At 41.4% G+C, this 19,648-nt stretch carries 18 protein-coding genes and 1 riboswitch; of the genes, 12 read left to right on the top strand and 6 right to left on the bottom strand.

Translation table 11 applies throughout. From position 1 onward, the window contains the following. Positions 1 to 23: 23 nt before the first annotated feature. From whiA to ACYVLS_RS04525, 4 genes are all read left to right on the top strand, one after another. A complete protein-coding gene (gene whiA / locus ACYVLS_RS04540) occupies positions 24 to 962 on the top strand; it encodes a DNA-binding protein WhiA (protein WP_460321719.1) in 939 nt (312 codons plus the stop codon). A 496-nt stretch (positions 963 to 1,458) separates the two neighbouring features. Next, positions 1,459 to 2,772, top strand: coding sequence for an electron transport complex subunit RsxC (rsxC, locus tag ACYVLS_RS04535; protein ID WP_460321717.1), 1,314 nt, complete (start codon positions 1,459 to 1,461; stop codon positions 2,770 to 2,772). Positions 2,773 to 2,775: 3 nt separating this feature from the next. Next, positions 2,776 to 3,876, top strand: a complete 1,101-nt coding sequence (locus ACYVLS_RS04530; RefSeq protein ID WP_460321715.1) for an RnfABCDGE type electron transport complex subunit D — start codon at positions 2,776 to 2,778, stop codon at positions 3,874 to 3,876. 187 nt (positions 3,877 to 4,063) lie between these two features. After that, positions 4,064 to 4,492 (top strand): immunoglobulin-like domain-containing protein, encoded by a 429-nt coding sequence (locus ACYVLS_RS04525; protein WP_460321713.1) that lies wholly within the window; start codon positions 4,064 to 4,066, stop codon positions 4,490 to 4,492. A gap of 42 nt (positions 4,493 to 4,534) precedes the next feature. On the opposite strand, the gene ACYVLS_RS04520 is transcribed toward ACYVLS_RS04525, so the two are convergent. Then, entirely contained in the window at positions 4,535 to 5,248 is a 714-nt protein-coding gene (locus ACYVLS_RS04520) for an MgtC/SapB family protein (RefSeq protein ID WP_460321711.1), read from the bottom strand. 218 nt (positions 5,249 to 5,466) lie between these two features. Between ACYVLS_RS04520 and rsxC (ACYVLS_RS04515) the strand changes: the two genes are divergently transcribed. Further along, entirely contained in the window at positions 5,467 to 6,792 is a 1,326-nt protein-coding gene (gene rsxC, locus ACYVLS_RS04515) for an electron transport complex subunit RsxC (protein WP_460321708.1), read from the top strand. A 1-nt stretch (position 6,793) separates the two neighbouring features. Beyond that, positions 6,794 to 7,831: an RnfABCDGE type electron transport complex subunit D gene (locus tag ACYVLS_RS04510; protein ID WP_460321706.1), complete on the top strand. Its 1,038-nt coding sequence runs from the start codon at positions 6,794 to 6,796 to the stop codon at positions 7,829 to 7,831. Between the two features lie 150 nt (positions 7,832 to 7,981). Here the strand turns inward: ACYVLS_RS04510 and ACYVLS_RS04505 are convergent, their stop codons facing one another. Both ACYVLS_RS04505 and ACYVLS_RS04500 read right to left on the bottom strand, forming a co-directional pair. Next, the gene (locus ACYVLS_RS04505) at positions 7,982 to 8,545 is read right to left on the bottom strand and encodes a chromate transporter (RefSeq protein ID WP_460321703.1); all 564 of its coding nucleotides are present in this window, start codon (positions 8,543 to 8,545) and stop codon (positions 7,982 to 7,984) included. Next, positions 8,542 to 9,120: a chromate transporter gene (locus ACYVLS_RS04500; protein WP_460321701.1), complete on the bottom strand. Its 579-nt coding sequence runs from the start codon at positions 9,118 to 9,120 to the stop codon at positions 8,542 to 8,544. The genes ACYVLS_RS04505 and ACYVLS_RS04500 overlap by 4 nt, the downstream gene beginning before the upstream one ends. A 162-nt stretch (positions 9,121 to 9,282) precedes the next feature. Between ACYVLS_RS04500 and ACYVLS_RS04495 the strand changes: the two genes are divergently transcribed. From ACYVLS_RS04495 to ACYVLS_RS04480, 4 genes are all read left to right on the top strand, one after another. Further along, entirely contained in the window at positions 9,283 to 10,152 is an 870-nt protein-coding gene (locus tag ACYVLS_RS04495) for a glycosyltransferase family 8 protein (protein WP_460321698.1), read from the top strand. Further along, on the top strand, positions 10,149 to 11,510 hold the full coding sequence (gene gorA / locus ACYVLS_RS04490) for a glutathione-disulfide reductase (RefSeq protein WP_460321696.1): 1,362 nt from the start codon (positions 10,149 to 10,151) through the stop codon (positions 11,508 to 11,510). The genes ACYVLS_RS04495 and gorA overlap by 4 nt, the downstream gene beginning before the upstream one ends. Before the next feature lie 137 nt (positions 11,511 to 11,647). Further along, a riboswitch (purine riboswitch) is annotated at positions 11,648 to 11,745 on the top strand. A 144-nt stretch (positions 11,746 to 11,889) separates the two neighbouring features. Further along, positions 11,890 to 13,350, top strand: coding sequence for an NCS2 family permease (locus ACYVLS_RS04485; protein ID WP_460321793.1), 1,461 nt, complete (start codon positions 11,890 to 11,892; stop codon positions 13,348 to 13,350). A gap of 332 nt (positions 13,351 to 13,682) precedes the next feature. Then, positions 13,683 to 14,882, top strand: a complete 1,200-nt coding sequence (locus ACYVLS_RS04480) for a bactofilin family protein (RefSeq protein ID WP_460321693.1) — start codon at positions 13,683 to 13,685, stop codon at positions 14,880 to 14,882. Between the two features lie 110 nt (positions 14,883 to 14,992). Here ACYVLS_RS04480 and ACYVLS_RS04475 read toward each other — a convergent pair whose 3' ends face one another. From ACYVLS_RS04475 to ACYVLS_RS04465, 3 genes are read right to left on the bottom strand one after another with little or no spacing between them, the layout of a single operon-like run. Next, positions 14,993 to 16,213, bottom strand: coding sequence for an ABC transporter permease (locus ACYVLS_RS04475; protein ID WP_460321690.1), 1,221 nt, complete (start codon positions 16,211 to 16,213; stop codon positions 14,993 to 14,995). Further along, complete coding sequence (locus tag ACYVLS_RS04470; protein ID WP_460321687.1) at positions 16,214 to 16,921, bottom strand: ABC transporter ATP-binding protein; 708 nt, start codon at positions 16,919 to 16,921, stop codon at positions 16,214 to 16,216. A 15-nt stretch (positions 16,922 to 16,936) separates the two neighbouring features. After that, positions 16,937 to 17,803: an efflux RND transporter periplasmic adaptor subunit gene (locus ACYVLS_RS04465; protein ID WP_460321684.1), complete on the bottom strand. Its 867-nt coding sequence runs from the start codon at positions 17,801 to 17,803 to the stop codon at positions 16,937 to 16,939. 231 nt (positions 17,804 to 18,034) lie between these two features. Here ACYVLS_RS04465 and ACYVLS_RS04460 point away from each other — a divergent pair, with 231 nt between their 5' ends. Next, positions 18,035 to 18,760: a metallophosphoesterase gene (locus tag ACYVLS_RS04460; protein ID WP_460321682.1), complete on the top strand. Its 726-nt coding sequence runs from the start codon at positions 18,035 to 18,037 to the stop codon at positions 18,758 to 18,760. Between the two features lie 22 nt (positions 18,761 to 18,782). Further along, entirely contained in the window at positions 18,783 to 19,604 is an 822-nt protein-coding gene (locus ACYVLS_RS04455) for a metallophosphoesterase (RefSeq protein WP_460321679.1), read from the top strand. Positions 19,605 to 19,648 lie beyond the last annotated feature (44 nt).

Below are 19,648 nucleotides of genomic sequence, written 5' to 3'. Positions count from 1 at the left end.
CAGATAAACAGGGAAGTGATAATATGTCGTTTGCGTTTGAAGTGAAGAAAGAATTAACCTTACTCGAAGTTCATCCGGAACATGCCAAGGCAGAATTGGCGGCATTGATACGAATGAATGGTACGTTAAGTATTGTGGATCATACCTTTGTACTTAATGTTCAGACTGAAAATGCCGCGATTGCAAGAAGAATTTATTCGTTAATCAAGGATAACTTTGACGTGGAATCCGAGTTGCTGGTCCGCAAAAAGATGAAACTGAAAAAGAATAATGTTTACATTGTTCGTTTAAAAAGTGGTACGGAAACTATTCTCAAAGAATTGGGTATAATGGATGGCATGCTATATAGTGGTCATATACCTGATGAGATATTGAACAATAAACAAAAAGCTAAGTCATATTTAAGAGGGGCATTCCTTGCTAGTGGGTCTGTGAACAGTCCGGATACCAGCCGTTATCATCTGGAAATATATTCAAATTATGAAGAGCATAATGAAGATATCTGTCATATGATGCAGCTGTTCGATTTAAATGCCCGCATGCATGAAAGAAGAAACGGCTACATTGTGTACCTTAAAGAATCAGAAAAGATAGCCAACTTCCTATCCTTAATTGGCGCAACCGGAAGTATGTTTCGTTTTGAAGATGTCCGGATTGTCAGAGATATGCGCAACTCAGTCAATCGACTGGTCAATTGTGAAAATGCTAATCTTAACAAGACGATAGATGCAGCGAGTAAGCAGGTTGAGAGTATTGAACTGATAGCTCGTATGAAAGGTCTGGATACACTTCCGGAAAAACTGAGAGAAATTGCAAAACTCAGATTGGATCACCCTGATATCAGCCTAAAAGAATTGGGAGAACTTGTTCCAAATGGGGGAGTATCAAAATCAGGCGTTAATCACCGACTAAGAAAAATCAATAAAATTGCTGAAGAAATTGCACAGTCAAATACTGTTTAAAACTGTTATCCCCAGTAATCTGGAGATAGCAGTTTTTCTTTTATTGGCGTATTTACATTCAGAAGTAAAATGAAATTCACGAAAAAGGTAACACTTATGCTGGAAATGTCATTCTAATAATTCTCATTACATAATCTAAATGAGAATGCTCGTGCTTAGTTTTAGGCATTTGTTTAGATAGGTGTTGTTGTATTTATAATCATTACATTTTTGTTAGTAAAAATAATAAGTAGTTGAACTTGCACATGTGTTTTTTTCACAAAAAAGTACGAATTTAAAATGAAAAAGAGAATGATAATCATTATCATTTGTGATATTTCTGTACATATTTTCGGTAAAAACCCTTTAAAATCTTTACTTTTGCATAGTGTTTCGTTATTCTTAGTATAGAGATTGTAACAACTATCATTTAAATATATTTGTGAAATTATTACTATGTTGTTCTTGTTGTTACATAATCAGGGTTAGCTTTCATAGAATTTGAGGAGGAAAGGGAATGCGTTTTAAAACAGTGCAAAAGGCTACGTTTCCTAAACATAATAAATCTCGTACGCATAATAAGGCTATCGAGAAAGTTGATGCACCTTCAATAATGGTTTTTCCGATGTCCATGCATTTAGGAGCACCGGCTAAACCAGTAGTTGCAGTAGGAGATAAGGTCAAAGTTGGAACATTAATTGGTGAGGCGCAAGGATTCATATCTGCAAATGTGTTGTCATCTGTCAGTGGAGAAGTAGTTTCGATTGAAGAGAGAGATGTATTAAGTGGTATCTATACTTGTGTCATCATAAAAAATGATGGTGAGTATACGGAAGAGCCGCCTTTTCCTGAAGCGGGAGATAATGTAGATCCTGCTATGGTTCCGGAGCTGATTAAACGTGCTGGAATTTCAGGTATGGGAGGAGCAACGTTCCCGACGAACGTTAAGATGGCTCCGCCTAAAGACAAAAAAATTGATACGATTATTTTGAATGGTGCAGAATGTGAACCGTACTCAACATCTGACTTGCGTACCATGATTGAGTACGCGGATGAAATTATTGAGGGTGTTCGAGTCATTGATGAAACCCTGAATGTTGATAAGATTTATATCGGTATTGAAGACAATGCTAAAGAGGCCGGAGAAGCGTTGGAAAAAGCTGCAGAGGGCTACGATAAAGTAGAAGTTAAAGTCCTTGAAGCTAAATATCCTCAAGGATCTGAAAAACAGCTTATTGAGAACTGTACGGGGCGTCAAGTGCCAGCAGGCGGACTTCCGGCAGATATTGGCTGTATCGTCTCTAACGTCGGAACGTTCCAGATGATTTATCGCGCAGTTCGTTTGGGCAAGCCTATGGTTGAGCGTGTTACAACGATTTCTGGGACACCAATCGCTGATCCGAAGAACTTGCTTGTCAGATTGGGTACACCAATCGATGACTTGATTGATGTATGTGGTGGCTTCCAGGAAGTTCCTCGCAAAGTCATTCATGGTGGACCGATGATGGGTAAAACGATTAAAGATGGTGCAATTCCGATTTCGAAGGGAACGACTCATATTACTTTCATGACCGCTGAAGAAGTGGATGAAGAAGAGCGTATCGACTGTATTCGTTGTTCAGAATGTCTGAATGTTTGTCCAGTGAGTCTGCAGCCGATTTTGATTAGCAATGCATACGAGCGTGGCGATATTAAGAAGGCCGAAGAGTTAGGCGCCATGGACTGTATTGAATGTGGGAACTGTTCATTTATCTGCCCATCAAAAATACCTTTACTTGATAACATTAGAAAATCTAAAGCTGCTATCAAGCAGAACGCAAAGGCGGTGTAGAGTATGACAACAGACAAGAAAAAAACCACATTAGCTGATTACGATCTGGTCCTAGATAATTCACCTCACGTGTTTGAAAAATGGTCATCTCAGTGGATTATGCTGCAGGTTATCATTGCCATGCTTTTCCCATTGGCAGCAGGAACGTATTTCTTCGGTTTTCAGACACTCTATCTGACAGCTTTAGCAGTTGTAACCTGTGTCATCAGTGAGTACCTTTACGAAAAAATTGTACGCAAGCGTGTAACGGTTACTGATTTATCTGCTGTTGTCACTGGTATGCTTATTGGATTAAGCATGCCGAATGGTGTCCAGTGGTTCAGCGTTGTACTGGTGAGTTTGTTTGCCATTATTATAGTCAAAATGATTCCCGGAGGAATTGGTAAAAACAGGTTCAATCCAGCTGTAGGCGGACGTGTCGTTTACTTAATGGCCCCTTGGATTGTTAATACCTTTGTTCAGGGTGAAGACTTGATTACTACTGCCAGTCATGCCGAAGCTATTACAGGTGCAACACCTTGGGATTTAGTATCTGAAGCCACTCCGCTTTTTTATATTGCTAGTGGTGCGCAGGAAGTTCCTGAAGGTGCCCAGACTTTATTGAACATGTTTCTTGGAGATCAAGGCGCATGGGGAGGCTCCCTCGGTGAAACAAGTGCGTTGGCTTTGTTAGTTGCGATGGCCTTCTTAATTTTCCGTCGTATTATTAATCCTAAGCAACCGGCACTATATATTGGTACAGTGGCTGCAATTATGCTCGTGTATTCAGGATTCGACTTTGAATTTATGATGTATCATTTATTCAGTGGCGCACTCATGCTGGCTGCAACCTTTATGGTGACTGACTACGCATCTGGTGGTCTGACCCCACATGGGCGAACCATCTTTGCAATAGGAGCCGGTATTTTAACGGCGGTATTCAGAATCGGCAACTTTGCACCTGAAGGAGTTGGTATTTCGATTCTAATCATGAATGCAATTATTCCGTTTGTCGATAAGATTGCTATGCCTAAAATATATGGGCATAAAAAACGTCCGAAAGTGCATGCTGATTATGACTTAACTGAACCTTTAGCAAAAAGAGATATCTTAGCTGAAAACTAATTAAACGAAACGACTGAAATTATTTCAGTCGTTTTTTTTGTACATCAATACAAATGACAGCAGTGAACAGATGATATCCTCGTAGAATTATAGTAGAATGCAATTGTAAAAATAGAGTGTGAATTTTTATCATTTTAAGGAAAATAAGGTATACTTAATTTAGATTTATTTGAAAGGCGTGAGACAGATGTCAAATACAATTAAAGGAATGAGCGCTGTTTTATTTACTAGCGCAGCTCTGTCTGCTTGTGGAGCTTCAAAAGAAGCATCTCCCTTTGAAGAGGTGAACACCTTAGATGGTGTTGAAATAACTTTAGATCAGGAGACATATGCTGAAGAAGGAGAGACATTCATCCTGACTGTCAGCAATGAATCGGAAGAGGAAATTTCTTATGGCGTAGCCTTTACTGTAGAAGTCGAAGAAGATGATGAGTGGTATATAGTAGAACCGGAAGAAGAAATGGCCTTTATTTTAATCGCCCATATGCTGGGCCCAGGTGAAGAAGCAGAAGAAGAGCTGAACATGGAGTATTATGAACCCTTTGAGGAAGGGCGCTACCGAGTCGTCAGACATATAGAAGGAGAAGTCCTGACTGCTGAGTTTACGGTGGAATAGCTGAAAGACACACACTGCATTAATAGTGTGTGTCTTTTGAAATTAATTGTCGAGAGTGGTTTTGATTGTGTTTATTTTCATAATGTCCTCATGTTCACCAACGTCAGCAATAAAGTGCATCATATTAAATTGGTTAGGTAAATGAAGAGTATAGAGGTCCTCACAGATAGAGGTCCCATCTTCCAAGTAAGTTATGGCGTGATCAGTGGAAATAACTTGGATAGAATTCTCAGAGAAAGCTTTTTCCAAATAGCTTAAAGTCTGATTTCTGTTTTTGTATTGTACTTCAAGTTGCTTGGTTCGATCAATCTTAAACATGCCTTTCACTACGCGAAGCACAATCAGCATAATAAGAGTACTGGTTAATGCCATAGTGTAGTTTCCCATGCCGACAGCGATACCAAGACTGGCTACGGCCCATATGGAGGCAGCAGTTGTTAACCCAGTAACCGTTCGTCTACTGACAATAATGGTCCCGGCTCCTAAAAAACCGATACCGTTTACTATCTGGGCAGTTAGACGAGTAATGTCAGAGTTGAGAATGTTAGAATAATCGGGGTTTTCCATTGCGAAATTGAGCACCCATCTGCTTGCTTCGAGTTGGGTCATGGTAATAATTGCGGCTCCCAAACTGACGAGAGTGTGAGTGCGTATCCCTGCATCGCGCCCTTTAAGTTCACGTTCGTATCCAATAATTCCCCCGACTATAGCTGCTAAAAACAGTCTTAAAAATAATTCCAGCTCTGAATAATCCATGCGAATCCCCCTTTGTACGTTTAATACTATTATTATTAACATCAAGTATAAAAACAAGAATGAATTTCATTTCGTTTGTATTTACTTTAAACTTTGTCTGTCATATTGTATACTGTATTTATTATAAATAAATGCATTCAACTTTTCTATACATAATCATAGCACTATTTGTGAAAAGATGAATGAAAAAATTTGGAAATTGAGAGAGGATGAGAGTGATGCATTTTTCATTCATGGGTAAAGAAGGCGGTTCCCACCCAGAAGAAAATAAATCACGAACGAGTAAACTGCCTATCGTTGATGCGTCAGTACCTAAGATAATGGTATACCCCGTATCGATGCACATAGGTGCACCGGCAAAACCCGTCGTTGAAATTGGAGATCAGGTAAAAGTAGGTCAGGTTATCGCTGAAGAAGGCGGCTTTGTTTCAGCGCATGTGTATGCTTCTGTTTCCGGTGAAGTTATAGGCCTTGAAAAGCGACCGACAGTAGGTGGAGAAGCAGATAGTATCATTATCAAGAATGACTATCAGTATACAAAAGCAGATCCTATCGTTGAACCTGGTCATTCTCATGAAATGTCTAAAGATGACATTTTAAGTACAGTGAGAAAAGCCGGTATTGTAGGAATGGGAGGAGCAACTTTCCCTACTGCAGTCAAATTAAGTCCTCCACCGGGTATGACAATTGATACATTAATCATTAACGGAGCAGAATGTGAACCTTATTCCACTTCTGACCACCGAGTGATGGTCGAGCATGCTGATGAAATCATCGATGGAATTAATCTGTCCAGAAAACTGTTTCCTCAGCTGAAAAAAATCTATATTGGAATTGAAGACAATAAACCGGATGCAATTAAATCGATGGAAGAAGCATCAGAAGAGTTTGACGACATCACTGTTCGTCCACTTAAAACGATGTACCCTCAAGGTTCTGAAAAGAACTTGATTCAAAATCTTGCAGGACGAGAAGTACCGCCAGGTGGGCTGCCTGCAGAAGTACGGTGCGTAGTGACAAATACGTCAACAATCCGCTCTGTCTACCGCGCGTGCGAATACGGTGAGCCGTTGATCGAACGAATTGTTTCTGTATCAGGGACACCTGTTAAAGAACCGAAAAACCTTCGAGTAAAAATTGGCACACCGATGGATTCATTAATCGATGACTGTGGCGGCTTTTCTGAAGTCCCCGGTAAAGTACTGGGCGGCGGACCTATGATGGGTAAAACAGTTTCTGACTTAGGCGTACCCATCATCAAAGGAACAACGGCCATTACAGTTCTCACTCCTGAAGAAGCCCATATTGGGGAAGAAGAAGATTGTATTATGTGTTCAGAATGTGTGAACGTCTGCCCAGTCAGCCTTCAGCCGATTCTGATTAGTGAAGCCTTCGAAAGAGGCAATATTGAAAAAGCAAAAGAATTAGGTGCGATGGACTGTATTGAATGCGGAAACTGTTCATTTATCTGTCCGTCTAAAATCCCTCTACTTGAAAATATAAGAGCAGCTAAGGCTGCGATTAAGCAGAAGGAGGAGAAGTAAGATGGCTCAAGCAGTAGATGTTAAAGGCAAGTTACGTATGGAGCCTTCTCCGCACGTCAGAAGCAAGCGGACGTCTGCGTGGGTAATGGACCAGGTGATGATTGCATTAATTCCACCTACAATAGCTGCAGCTTACTTCTTTGGCTGGTGGGTATTTGCAATGGTTGCTATCGGTATTGGTACAGCGGTTGCGTCGGAGTATGCATATCAGAAATTGACGTACAAGCCTATAAAAATCCATGATCATAGTGCCGCTGTTACGGGTATGCTGATTGGTTTGAGTCTGCCGGTTACAGCACCTATCTGGATGATTATGTTCGGCTCTATTTTTGCCATAGTTATTGTTAAACAATTCAATGGGGGAATCGGACGAAACTACTTTAACCCTGCAGTTGCCGGGCGAGTAGTGATTAAAGCATTCTTCACTCCATGGCTGGCAAATTGGGTATTACCGGCTGGTTTTTTTAATAGTGGCTACAGAGGTGTAGATGCGGTATCTACAGCTACTCCATTGGAATATATTGGTCATTTTTCTCGCACAGTTCCTGAAGAAGTACCAGGCTTTCTCGATTTATTTATGGGGTTCAATCTCGGAGGTAATATTGGAGAAACGTCAAAACTTGCTATATTAATCGGCATGCTCTATCTGATTTTCAGAAGAGTCATTAATCCAAAAGTGCCTATATTATATATTGTTACAACATTTGTCGTTATGGGATTATGGTCAACCTTCAACTTTGACTTCATGCTGACTCATGTATTGACAGGTACACTGTTTTTCGGAGCAACTTATATGGCTACTGACTACAGTTCCGGTGCACTGACACCAGAAGGTAAAACTGTTTTTGCTATTGGCTGCGGAGTACTGACGGCATTTTTCCGTATTACACTTGATCACCCAGGTGGGGTAGGTTATTCAATACTTATCATGAATGCATTGGCGCCGTTTATTGACAGCAAGCTGATGCCAAGAATATATGGTCACAAGACAAGACCGCAAACTAAGTTCAACAGACAGAGTCCAAATAACTATTCTTAATTTAAGAGGAATACTCTTGTGGGTATTCCTCTTTTATATGCCAAACTCTATAATATGAATCTTGGAAATGTGCTTTGTCAAAGTAGGCAATTCACTTATCATATTTAAAATAAAAAAAACAGAGAGCATAAAACTCTCTGTTTTTCTGATTTAAAGTATAGTATAGACAATACCTCCAGCTACTCCTGTCATTAACATCACCTGAATGGGACTGGCCTTATATTTTCTCATTAGGAAAATAGCTGTAGCGAAGAGCAGGATGGACACCCAGTTAATTTCCGAAAAAGCAACGGGCCAGTCACTGTGGCCGAACATGGCCGTCATGAAGATAGTCAGTCCTGCGGATGCAATCAGCGCCACTACTGCGGGTCTGAGGCCTTGTATAATACCTTGAACGATGGTCAGATTCTGGTATTTAAAGTAGAAGTATGCTAAAAGCTGGACGATAATAACAGAAGGTAGGGTTACACCGACTGTTGCTATAACACCACCTAAAATTCCTGCAATCTGATTACCCGAGAAAGTCGCTGCGTTAATGGCTATGGGACCAGGTGTCATTTCGGATAAGGTTAAAATATCGATAAACTGCTGGTTAGTAATCCATCCTTGGGCATGAATCAGTTCCTGTTCGATAAGTGGCAGTGCAGCATAGCCGCCACCGAAACTGAACAGGCCTATTTGGAAAAAGCTTAAAAACAGTTCTAAGTATATCATTTAAGATCCCCCTTATCCTTTTTTCCTTTTAAGTTGATAAGGGTGGTAAAACCACCAATAAGTGCTGAAAACAGAAGCAGCCAGAGAATATTCACCTGGAAAATGATTCCCGCAATCAGTGCGGCAACCATGACGAGTATGGGCACTATTTTTTTCTGTCGAACGATTCGTTTGCCCATATTGTAGACAACGTTGACGATAATCGCCGCAACACCCGCCTGCATACCCGTTAGTATATTGTTAACAATCGCATTGTCACGCACCGCCATATAAATATATGCTAGAATAGTCATAATTACTAAGGGGGGCAGAATGGTTCCTAGTACAGTTATCAAGGCTCCAGGAACCCCCGCCATTCGATACCCGACTAAAAGTGATGTATTGACAGCAATAGGCCCAGGTGCGGACTGACCGACTGCGATCAGGTTCAGCATTTCGTCTTCATCCAACCATTTCAGTTCATTGACAAATTTCTTTTCCATCAAAGGAACAATGACATATCCGCCGCCAAAGGTAAACATACTAAGAAAAAAAGTCGATCGAAACAGTGTAGTATATAATTCTTTCTTCTCCATTAAAATCCTTCTTTCCAACTCATTTCTTCTATTATATTGGAATTGAATACTGTTTAAAAGGAAAAGAAGCGAAAGTGCTTTATGTGAGATTTTGTTCAAGAAAAGGTATAATGGATAAAAGATGTCACTGAGTAGGGAGTGACGGTTTCTGGAGGTATATAAATGATTAATTTACTCTTCTCTTTAAATGAAAATTATGTGTATCCTTTAAAGGTACTGATACAGTCTCTAACGGAGAACCATCCACATGATTCTTTTTGCATGTACCTGCTGCATACTGGCATATCAGAAGAGACGCTACATGAGCTGAAGGCGTTTATTGAAAAAGACGGCAATACGTTAAAGCCGATTAAAAGCGATAAATTTTTTAGAACTTCTGATAAAGTTGCTATAACCAGATATTATGCTCTGGAAATGTATCTATGGATGTTTGCACCGTATCTGCTGCCGGATGATGTTGACCGGGTGTTGTATCTGGATCCGGACATTGTCTGTGTCAATGACATAAAGTCATTTTACAACAAGAGTTTTTTTGGTTATTCTTTTGTCGCGACTAATTACAAGTATAAGACCAAATGGGTTCAGCCATTTAATAATTTAAGATTACGAAATTTTGAATCAGATGATTATTTCAATTCCGGTGTAGTATTGATGAATCTGACTAAATTGAGAAAAACAGCTGACGCCGATCATATCGTACAGTCCATTCGCGAAAATAAACCGTTTCTAATACTACCGGACCAGGATATTTTTAATCTGGTTTTCGTTAACGATATTCTCGAAGAGGACTGGCGTCTATATAATATGAATCCTAAAGTGTACGAAAAACTAAAAATACTGTTTCCACACAAATATAATCTGAAGAATGTGGAAAGTGAGGTTGTATTCATCCATTATTCGGGTAAACATAAACCGTGGGATGAACGAGATAAATATAAATATGCACTCGGTCAGTATTATTTCGACTACGAAAAAAAAGTATACCCCAGTTTATTTGGGGCAGCATCTGAAAAGAGAGGGAGACATTTATGAATCAACAATATGATTATGATTATCTTGTTATCGGTGGCGGAAGCGGAGGGATTGCTTCAGCCAATCGTGCAGGGATGCATGGTGCCAAAGTCGCCTTAATAGAAGAAGGCAGCTTAGGTGGGACGTGCGTCAATTTAGGCTGTGTCCCTAAGAAAGTCATGTGGTATGTAGCGGAAATGATGGAGTCATTGAATCATTATGGTGAGGGCTATGGCCTGGAATTTTCAGAAAAGCCGAGTTTGAATTTTGAAAAGATGGTTGGCAACAGAAAACGGTATATTGATTTTCTGCATACAGCCTATGAGAAAGGACTCGACAGCAATAATGTGGAACTGATTAAAGGCAGAGCAAGGTTCGTGGATGAAACGACTGTCGAAGTCAATGGTAAGAAAATTACAGCAAATCACATTCTCATCGCAACTGGCGGTCAGCCGAAACGTCTGGATATTCCAGGCGGTGAATTGGGCATGGTCTCAGATGATGTGTTTGAAATGGATACACTTCCTGAGAGTATCGCAGTTATCGGCGGTGGCTACATCGGAGTTGAAATGAGTAATATTTTCCATGCACTCGGGGTCGATACTCATCTTTTTGTGAGAAAACCTCAACCACTCTACAATTTTGATTCCATTATTTGTGAGGGGTTTGCGGCCATTTCGGAAAGTGAAGGAAGAAAAATCTCAACAAATAAAACTGTAACTGAACTGAAAGAACTGGAAAGCGGCAAGTACGAGCTTCATTTTAAAGACGGCACGACTCATGAGACCGATGAGGTTCTTTGGGCTACTGGTCGAATACCAAATACGGCTGGACTGAACCTTGAGGCTGCAGGCGTTAGTCTGTATCCAGGTGGTTACATTGAAATTGACAAGTATCAGAATACAACAGGGCAGCACATTTATGCAGTCGGCGATGTCACAGGCAGAGTCGAATTGACACCAGTCGCCATAGCAGCAGGCCGACGGTTATCTGAACGCTTATTTAATGAAAAGGATAAGGAGTATCTATCATACGATAATATTCCGACGGTCATATTTACTCACCCGCCAATCGGGACCATCGGCATGACTGAAGAGGAAGCACACGATCGCTACCCCGATGAAAAAGTAAAAATCTATAAATCTACGTTTACGTCCATGCACAGTTCAATAACGGGCAATAGACAGAAAGCCTATATGAAGCTAGTCTGTGTCGGTAAACGCGAAAAAGTTGTTGGTCTCCACGGAATCGGAAAAGGAATGGACGAAATTCTGCAGGGGTTCGCAGTGGCTATACAAATGGGCGCCACCAAGAAGGATTTCGACCGCACGGTAGCCATCCATCCGACTGCGGCAGAAGAATTTGTGACGATGAAATAGAGTACAAACGAACGTCACTGAAGGTAAAAGAACTCGATGAAGCGCTTTCTGTTTAAAACACGAACATTAAAGATTAAAATTCAATTAATTTTTCGTTTTATATTGATTTCCGGCAACAGATGTACTAAGATAAAACCATCTTAATAAAAGAGTTATCTAATATAACTTAGCGATATGGGCTAAAGTCTCTACCAATCCCCTTAAAGGATTGACTATTAGATTAAACAACAGAGCTTGTTTATGATGTAGTTAATTAAAGGCGGTTTTCCGTCTTTTTTTGCTTTCATAAACCTGTTTTCCCAATCCCGTTATAGGATAACCCTTTTCTAATGTACTCCGTCCGTCGGAGAAAAATAGTTGAAAGAGGGTTTTATCTTTGTTGGAAAAGTTTTTTCAGTTGAAAGAAAATAACACAAGCATTGGTACGGAGGTTACTGCAGGTTTAACGACGTTTTTCGCTATGTCTTATATCATTTTTGTTAATCCACAGATTCTGTCATTAACCGGTATGCCGACACAAGCTGTTTTCTTGGCGACTGTATTATCTACAGCTATCGGAACACTTATTCTTGCGTTGTATGCAAATGTTCCTTACGCTCAGGCACCGGGAATGGGACTGAACGCATTCTTTACCTATACTGTGGTCTTTGCATTAGGTTTCTCATGGCAGGAAGCACTGTTCATGGTATTTTTAACAGGTGTAGTCGGAATTCTAATCACTGTAACGTCAATTAGAAAGAAAATTATTCATGCCATCCCTGAATCTCTTCAGCACGCAATCGGTGGAGGAATTGGCGTCTTTATTGCATACATTGGACTTAAAAACGCACAGCTTCTGGAATTCACTTCAGAGGGACAGGATATTATCGCTATCAACAATGAACCATACACTGCTGGATCCGAAGTTTCCGGTACAATCAATACTGTCGTAACTGGCGGTGGAATCATTCCGGATATGGGAAGTCTGACAAACCCATACGCTTTGCTTGCGATACTAGGCCTGATTACAATGGTTGTCCTAATGATTGCAAAAGTTAAAGGAGCAATCCTGATTGGTATCGTCTTAACAACCATTATCGGAATTCCTATGGGCATTACTGACTTGTCCGGTCTGACTAACCCGGCTAACACATTCGGTTCAGCTTTAAGCGAACTGGGAACAACATTCGGAGCAGCTTTCGGTTCACAAGGGCTAGGATCGCTGCTGGCTGACCCATCCCGTTATGCATTAATCTTAATCACTGTATTTGCTTTCACCCTGACAGATGTCTTTGATACAATCGGTACTTTTATTGGAACAGGTAGAAAAGCGGGTATTTTCTCACTGGAAGATGAGAAAGCCATGGACAAAGGTCGCGGGCTGAACACTAAAATGGAAAAAGCACTGCTTGCGGATACCGTAGCAACAGCAGTTGGAGCCGTTTTGGGCACATCGCCTGTTACAACTTTTGTCGAAAGTGCGGCTGGAATTGGAGCTGGCGGACGTACAGGTTTGACTAGTCTGACAACTGCGACAATGTTTCTGCTGACTGCTTTCTTCGCACCGGTTATGTCTATTGTCCCTGGAGCAGCTACTGCACCAGCACTGATTCTTGTGGGTATCTTGATGATGTCAGCATTCGCTGAAATCGACTGGAACAATTTAGAAGAAGCTGTCCCGGCATTTTTCGCATCAATTTTTATGGGATTCACTTACAGCATCTCTTACGGAATTGCAGCTGGCTTCCTATTCTACATCATCACTAAAGCGGCTAAAGGTAAAGTCTCTGTGGTCCACCCGGTATTATGGGCTACCACTGCCTTGTTCATCATTAACTTTGTTGTGATGGGCTTACTCTAATAACTAATTAAATTAATAACCATCATTTGCTGAGAGTGAATTCCTTCTCTCTTATCAAATGATGGTTTTTTCTTTGCAGAAAGAGAACCAGTACTTTAATCAAAGGGCAAGAAGGCAAGGGTTTCATTAACTGCTTTTCTATTAAAGTGGTAGAATAAACCTATCAGGAAAGCTTTTTAAGGAATGAAATTATACAAAGATGTCATCCCCGCCCGATTACATAGAAGAGATTAGACAGTATACATAGTAGTCACATGTCTTATTGCCGACTAGTCACGTCACGCGCAGTGCTGAGGTTACAGTCGACTGTGATCTGTCAGGAGGGTATGATAATGAAACGTATCAGTACAAACTGTTTTAAACTGCTCTTTACTGTTTTAATTGCTTTACTTGGACTACTCATTTTTACAGGTGTGGTATCCGCCAACGCTCATTTTGGAAACAGAGGATCGATGCAGACGCTGGAAGAAGAATCGACTGTTGAGGGGCCGGCTGTATTTACTGGAAATACTATTGTGATAGACGGAACTGTAGAGGGTACCGCTTTTGCTATAGGGGAAGAGATTCGAGTCAATGGAGATATCAACGGCTCGTTTTTTGCTCTAGGACAGAGACTGTTTGTTGCTGGAGAAGTTACAGGGAATGTATACGGCGCAGCTGAGATTGTGATTATGAACGGTCAGAATGACAGTGATGTTTTCTTAGCCGGCGAGTCTCTTGCGATAGAAGGAGAAGCTGGAGTTGGACGTGATTTATTTGCGGCCGGAATGCGGGTCAGAATAGAAGGAGCGGTTCCGCGGCATACATTTGCAGCCGGTGAATCCGTACTATTAGCTAATTCCATAGGGGGAGACGCTCAAGTTGCTGCGGAACAGCTGATATTAAGTGAGGATGCTGTGGTTGAAGGAGATTTGTCATATGACAGTCCTAACGAAGCTCAAATTCCAGAAGGTGCAACGGTAGCTGGCGAGACAGACTGGACGGAAACCGATTCCTGGAATGTACGCAGGAACATGCATAGAACTATGTCCACTCAGACTAGATGGCTATTGAGGGTAATATGGATTATAGGCAACATTCTAAGTGCTTTGCTAGTCTGGCTGATATTTAAGCTGGTCAGTGCGAATTTCTGGGTAGATACTATCTGGCCCATTGCTGACAAGCCGCTGAAAACTGCAGGCACCGGACTTTTGTTACTGGTTTTCACCCCTTTTGCAGCGGGTTTATTAATGATTACTCTAATTGGTATTCCCATTGGTGGGATAATTCTTCTCTTGTACGGCATAGCGCTCTATCTATCAAAAATCATTCTAGCGCTGTTTATAGGTGCTTCACTATTCAGATTAGGTAAGCGGACAGAAGAGAACAGTGAATTCCTGCCGGTTCTGACAGGTCTGGTTATAATCGAGATATTGTTAGTGATAAATATTGTTAATGCCATCACTGCAGTAGTTATAGCCGTCACTGGTCTAGGGGCGCTCCTGCTGTCCCGTAGAAATGGAACTGTACATTCCAGAGAAGCTTTTCATTGACTAGATATATGAAATAATCTTTGAATACAGCGAATAAAGCAAAGAGCCACACTCGATTAGAATGTGGCTCTTTATAAACTCTTTTAAATACGATTAGTCTTGTATTTTGGTTATTCAAACCGTAAAGCATCAATGGGGTTGAGGTTGGCCGCTTTTCGTGCAGGGTAGATGCCGAAGAAGACACCGACTGCTGTCGAAAAGAGGAGGACGAGTGCTACGCTTCCTAGAGTGAAAATAGGCACAATATTTAAGGCGCCTGCAATGATATTTGACAAGACAATCCCTATCGTTAGCCCAATCATTCCTCCGATTAAACTTAAAATAATCGATTCCATTAGAAACTGAATCAGAATGGTACGGGTAGTTGCACCTAAGGCTTTCCGGGTTCCGATTTCTCGTGTCCGTTCGGTAACTGAAACGAGCATGATGTTCATAACCCCAATGCCGCCAACCAGTAAAGCTATGGCTGCTACAGCTGCAATGAAATTAATGAACAGGCTGAGAACGTTGTTGACCTGATCCAATGCCTGCAGAAAGTTAGTAGCATTATATACATTTTCTCCAACTGAGTTATGACGCAGTTCGAGCAGACGCACTACTTGGCTGGAAACAGGATCTATCTGTTCAGTTGACTGTACTTCAATAATAACGGAATCCATCCCCGCCAATTCAGGAACCTGATTGCTTAAAGTAGAGTGCGGCATTGCTGCGAAGAGCGGCATCTGACTCGTATCAAAAGCCCCTTGCATGTCTGCAAAAGATCCTTCTACAACACCAACGACACGCAGATTCATCTGGCTTTGAGCGACGGATACGCGAATCATTTCTCCCACAACATTTACTCGACCAAAAAGTGCCTCTGCACCGTCTTCATCTATGACAACGACATCCTCTGCTTCATCAAAATCCACCTGATTAAAGTAACGTCCTTCTACCAGGGTTGAACTCATCATCTGACTGACAAACTGAAGATCCGGTGTACCATAAGAAACGACGGTCTGTCTGGCTTCATCTTCTGAGGAGACTGTACCACTCATCTGTTCATTAGGAGAAATATAGCGGATTTCATCAATTGAATCCTTCAGCACATTTAAGTCGTCATTGGTGATTAAATCACCTGACTGGTCAGGGTCATTGGCATTTAAACTGATAGTCGTAGCGCCTAAGTCGCTGAAAGTCGTGGTGATTTCGTCTGTAGCCCCGTTACCGACTGCTAAAATGGCAATAACAGATGCAATACCGATTATGATGCCGAGCATGGTCAGAAAAGACCGCATCTTATTCGCAAATATACTGTCTAAAGCCATTTTGAAATTTTCTTTGATAAACATTTACTCAACCTCCCGTTCTGGAAGAAGTTCAGGAGCCAATGTCTCATCTTCTGTGATAACACCGTCTCTGAAGTGAACAATCCGTTTCGTGTACTTAGCCATTTCGGGCTCATGAGTGACCATGACAATGGTTGTTCCTTCTTTGTTCAGTTCCTGAAAAATACGCATAATATCCAGAGTTGTTTTGGAGTCCAGATTTCCAGTAGGTTCATCCGCCATCAATACGGAAGGGCGGTTAACGATGGCACGGGCAATAGCCACACGCTGCTTCTGACCCCCGGATATTTCATTAGTCTTGTGATCCAGACGGTCTCCCAGACCTACTTTTTCAAGTGCTTCAATGGCCCGTTCTCTTCTTTCTTTGTAGGGAACTTTCCCATAAACAAGTGGCAGCATGACATTTTCCAGCACATTCATTCGTGCCATTAAATTAAAGGACTGAAAGACAAAGCCAATTTCTTTGTTTCTAATTTTTGCCAGATCCGAGTCGGATAAGCCTGACACATCTGTTCCGTTGAGCAAATACTTTCCACTATCGAAACGGTCCAGTAGCCCCAGTATGTTCATAAGAGTTGATTTACCTGATCCGCTGGGCCCCATAATAGACGTGTATTCTCCTTCTTGAATAGAGAGCGAGACTTTATTGAGTGCTTTAACTGTTTCTCCACCCATTTTATAAATTTTTTCAATATCGGTAATTTCAATCATGAGAACACCTCCTTACTAATCTTCCCGTTCAACTTCCATACCGTCCGCCAAGTCTTCACCTGAAGATAGCACGATGACGTCTCCTTCGCTGAGACCGTCTGTTACTTCTATGCGTGCATCGGACTGAATACCTGTTTCAATCATGACTTGTGTCAGAACATTATCAGATTCAATAGTGTAAACGAAAGGCTGATTATCTTCATCGTGGTTAAGAGCTTCGATGGGGATGACTAAGGCATCCTCTACCGAATCAACAATGATATCCACATCTATTTCAAAACCGGCTATCAAACCGTCTGTATCTGATTCGAATGACACAGTGGCACCAAGAGTGGAAGAAGACCCCATCTGAGTCTGTTGTTGAGTGGCAACCGGGTCGATAGCGCTGATGACACCTTCATAGGTTTTGTCGGCATAATCCATTTCGACCTGCTGATCGACTTCAATCAGTGAGGCATCTGAGCGTGAAAGCTGCAGACTGACTTCCAGGTCGTCCAAGTTAGCTACAATAATGGAAGCTTGTCCTTGCTGTGCGTTGGTATCGGCTTCTTCCTCAGTAATGTTCACTTCAGTAACTGTGCCGTCAAATTGAGCAGTGAAGCTCGTACCATCCATATAAGTCACCAGTTCATCGCCTTCTTCAACAGTGTCACCTTTTGATACAGTTAATTCGGATACCACCCCTTGCCCGATTACTTCCTGAGTATCTGAAGGGTCGATTACCCCAGAAGTCATGACTCTTTCCGTGAGAGAGTCCGTGGATACTTCGGCCGTTCGAACGGTCACTGTTTCATCTTCCTGTGATGACTGATAAACGCTGTAGCCGACAAAAGCAGCAAATACAACGAACAGGATTATTCCAATCCATTTTTTTCCTTTCATGTTTACGTCGTCCTTTCTATATCGTGCTTCATTTTTAGACATAATATTAATTATACAGTTAGGTATGGCCTATATCTATGAATGTGAACGAAAATCACGAAATCTTCATTTTTATTACTATATGTAAGTTGCTTGTGTATATCACCTGTTTCCGTATGAAAGCGTGACTATGGTAAACTATAAGAGAGATAGTATAAGAGGCAGAAAAAGGATGTGAAAGGAGACTTCCTGATGAAAGATAAAGTATTTGTAATTGGTGATGTACATGGTCAAATTAATCAGTTTGAACAGATGCTGACCCATTGGAATGAAAAGGACGAACAGCTGGTTTTACTGGGTGATTTAGGGGACCGAGGAGAAAACCCGCGGGCCTGTTTTGAGCTGGCTAAGGATTTGGTGGATAATAAAGGAGCGGTATGTCTGAAAGGGAATCACGAAGATATGCTGCTGGATTTTTTGAAACGACCTCAACACGCTGCCAGTTTGTACGAGATGAACGGTGGCGCGGCAACTATTCAGTCTTTCCTGGATATTAAAGAAGGAAAATTTGATGCCATTGAGCTCTCAGCTGCCATGCAGTCCAAGCATACTTGGCTTAGACCCTTTATCGAGTCACGTCCTTTACTATACGAATGGGGAAAGTATGTATTTGTTCATGCAGGGGTGGACTTAACGTTAAGCGACTGGAGAGACTCCGACGATCGTGACTATATCTGGATTAGAGAAGGATTTTATGATCAGCCTAACCATACAGATCGGACATTTATTTTCGGTCATACGGTAACGGCAATGTTGCATAAGGACCGCCATAATACTGACATCTGGGATTCAGGTGACGGTAAGATAGGAATTGACGGAGGAGCAGTATATGGCGGAACCCTGCATGGTATAGTGCTGGATGAAAATGGAATTGTAGAGCAGTATCAATCTGATAATACGAAGACGTCATTTGGATAAGAAAGTGGAAGGAACTTGATGAATGAGAATCGGAACGGTTTCGGACTTGCATATAGATAGAAACAGTGACTACACGGAACAGGACTTGGTCCGCAGTTTTTCGGAAGTCATTCAGAGTAAACAGATTGACACATTGCTTATTGCAGGCGATATATCCAATCATTATCTGCATACAGACGAGTTTTTGAAAAGCGTGCAGGATAGAAGTGGCGTATCAGTATTTTTTGTCCCAGGGAACCATGACTTCTGGGCAAGAGATCATGACGTAACAGATACGAATAAAATCAACAATTACTTCAATAAACAGAAGTACTCGTTAGTAGGGAAGCCGCACCTGCTTAATTCTGAATGGGCAGTTGTCGGCTCGCCGGGCTGGTACGATTACGGTTATGGCAATACTGAACTTTATGACGACAAAGCTTTTTCCAGGAAACAGTACGGCTTTGCGTCCTGGAATGACCGGCATTATGTGAACTGGGGGAAAAGTGACCAGGCAATCAGTCGTGAGATGCTGACACAGTTATACCGCGACCTTGAAACAGTAAGAGACAAAAAAATCATACTGATGACGCATGTTGCAACCCATCAGGAATTTGTCATGCCTCTCCCGCACCGTGTTTATAATTATGCGAATGCTTTTTTAGGTGCAAAATCGTATGAAAGAATTTATGACGATTTTCCCTCTATACACTATAGTATAATGGGTCATGTCCATTTTCGGAAAATTTTGAACGGCAGGAATAAGACATTCATTTCTGCCTGCGTGGGCAATCATAAACACTGGAAAACAAAAGATTTCACCGCACAGCTAGTTAAAAGTCTGGTGTGTTTCGATATAACGTAAAGAGCGCATGCGAACTGTTGAGTTAAAGCAGTCGGGTTCGTTCT

The sequence above is a fragment of the Alkalibacterium psychrotolerans genome (genome assembly GCF_054784355.1).
Note: the sequence above shows the minus strand (reverse complement) of the source record. Positions and strands in the feature narration are given on the sequence as shown.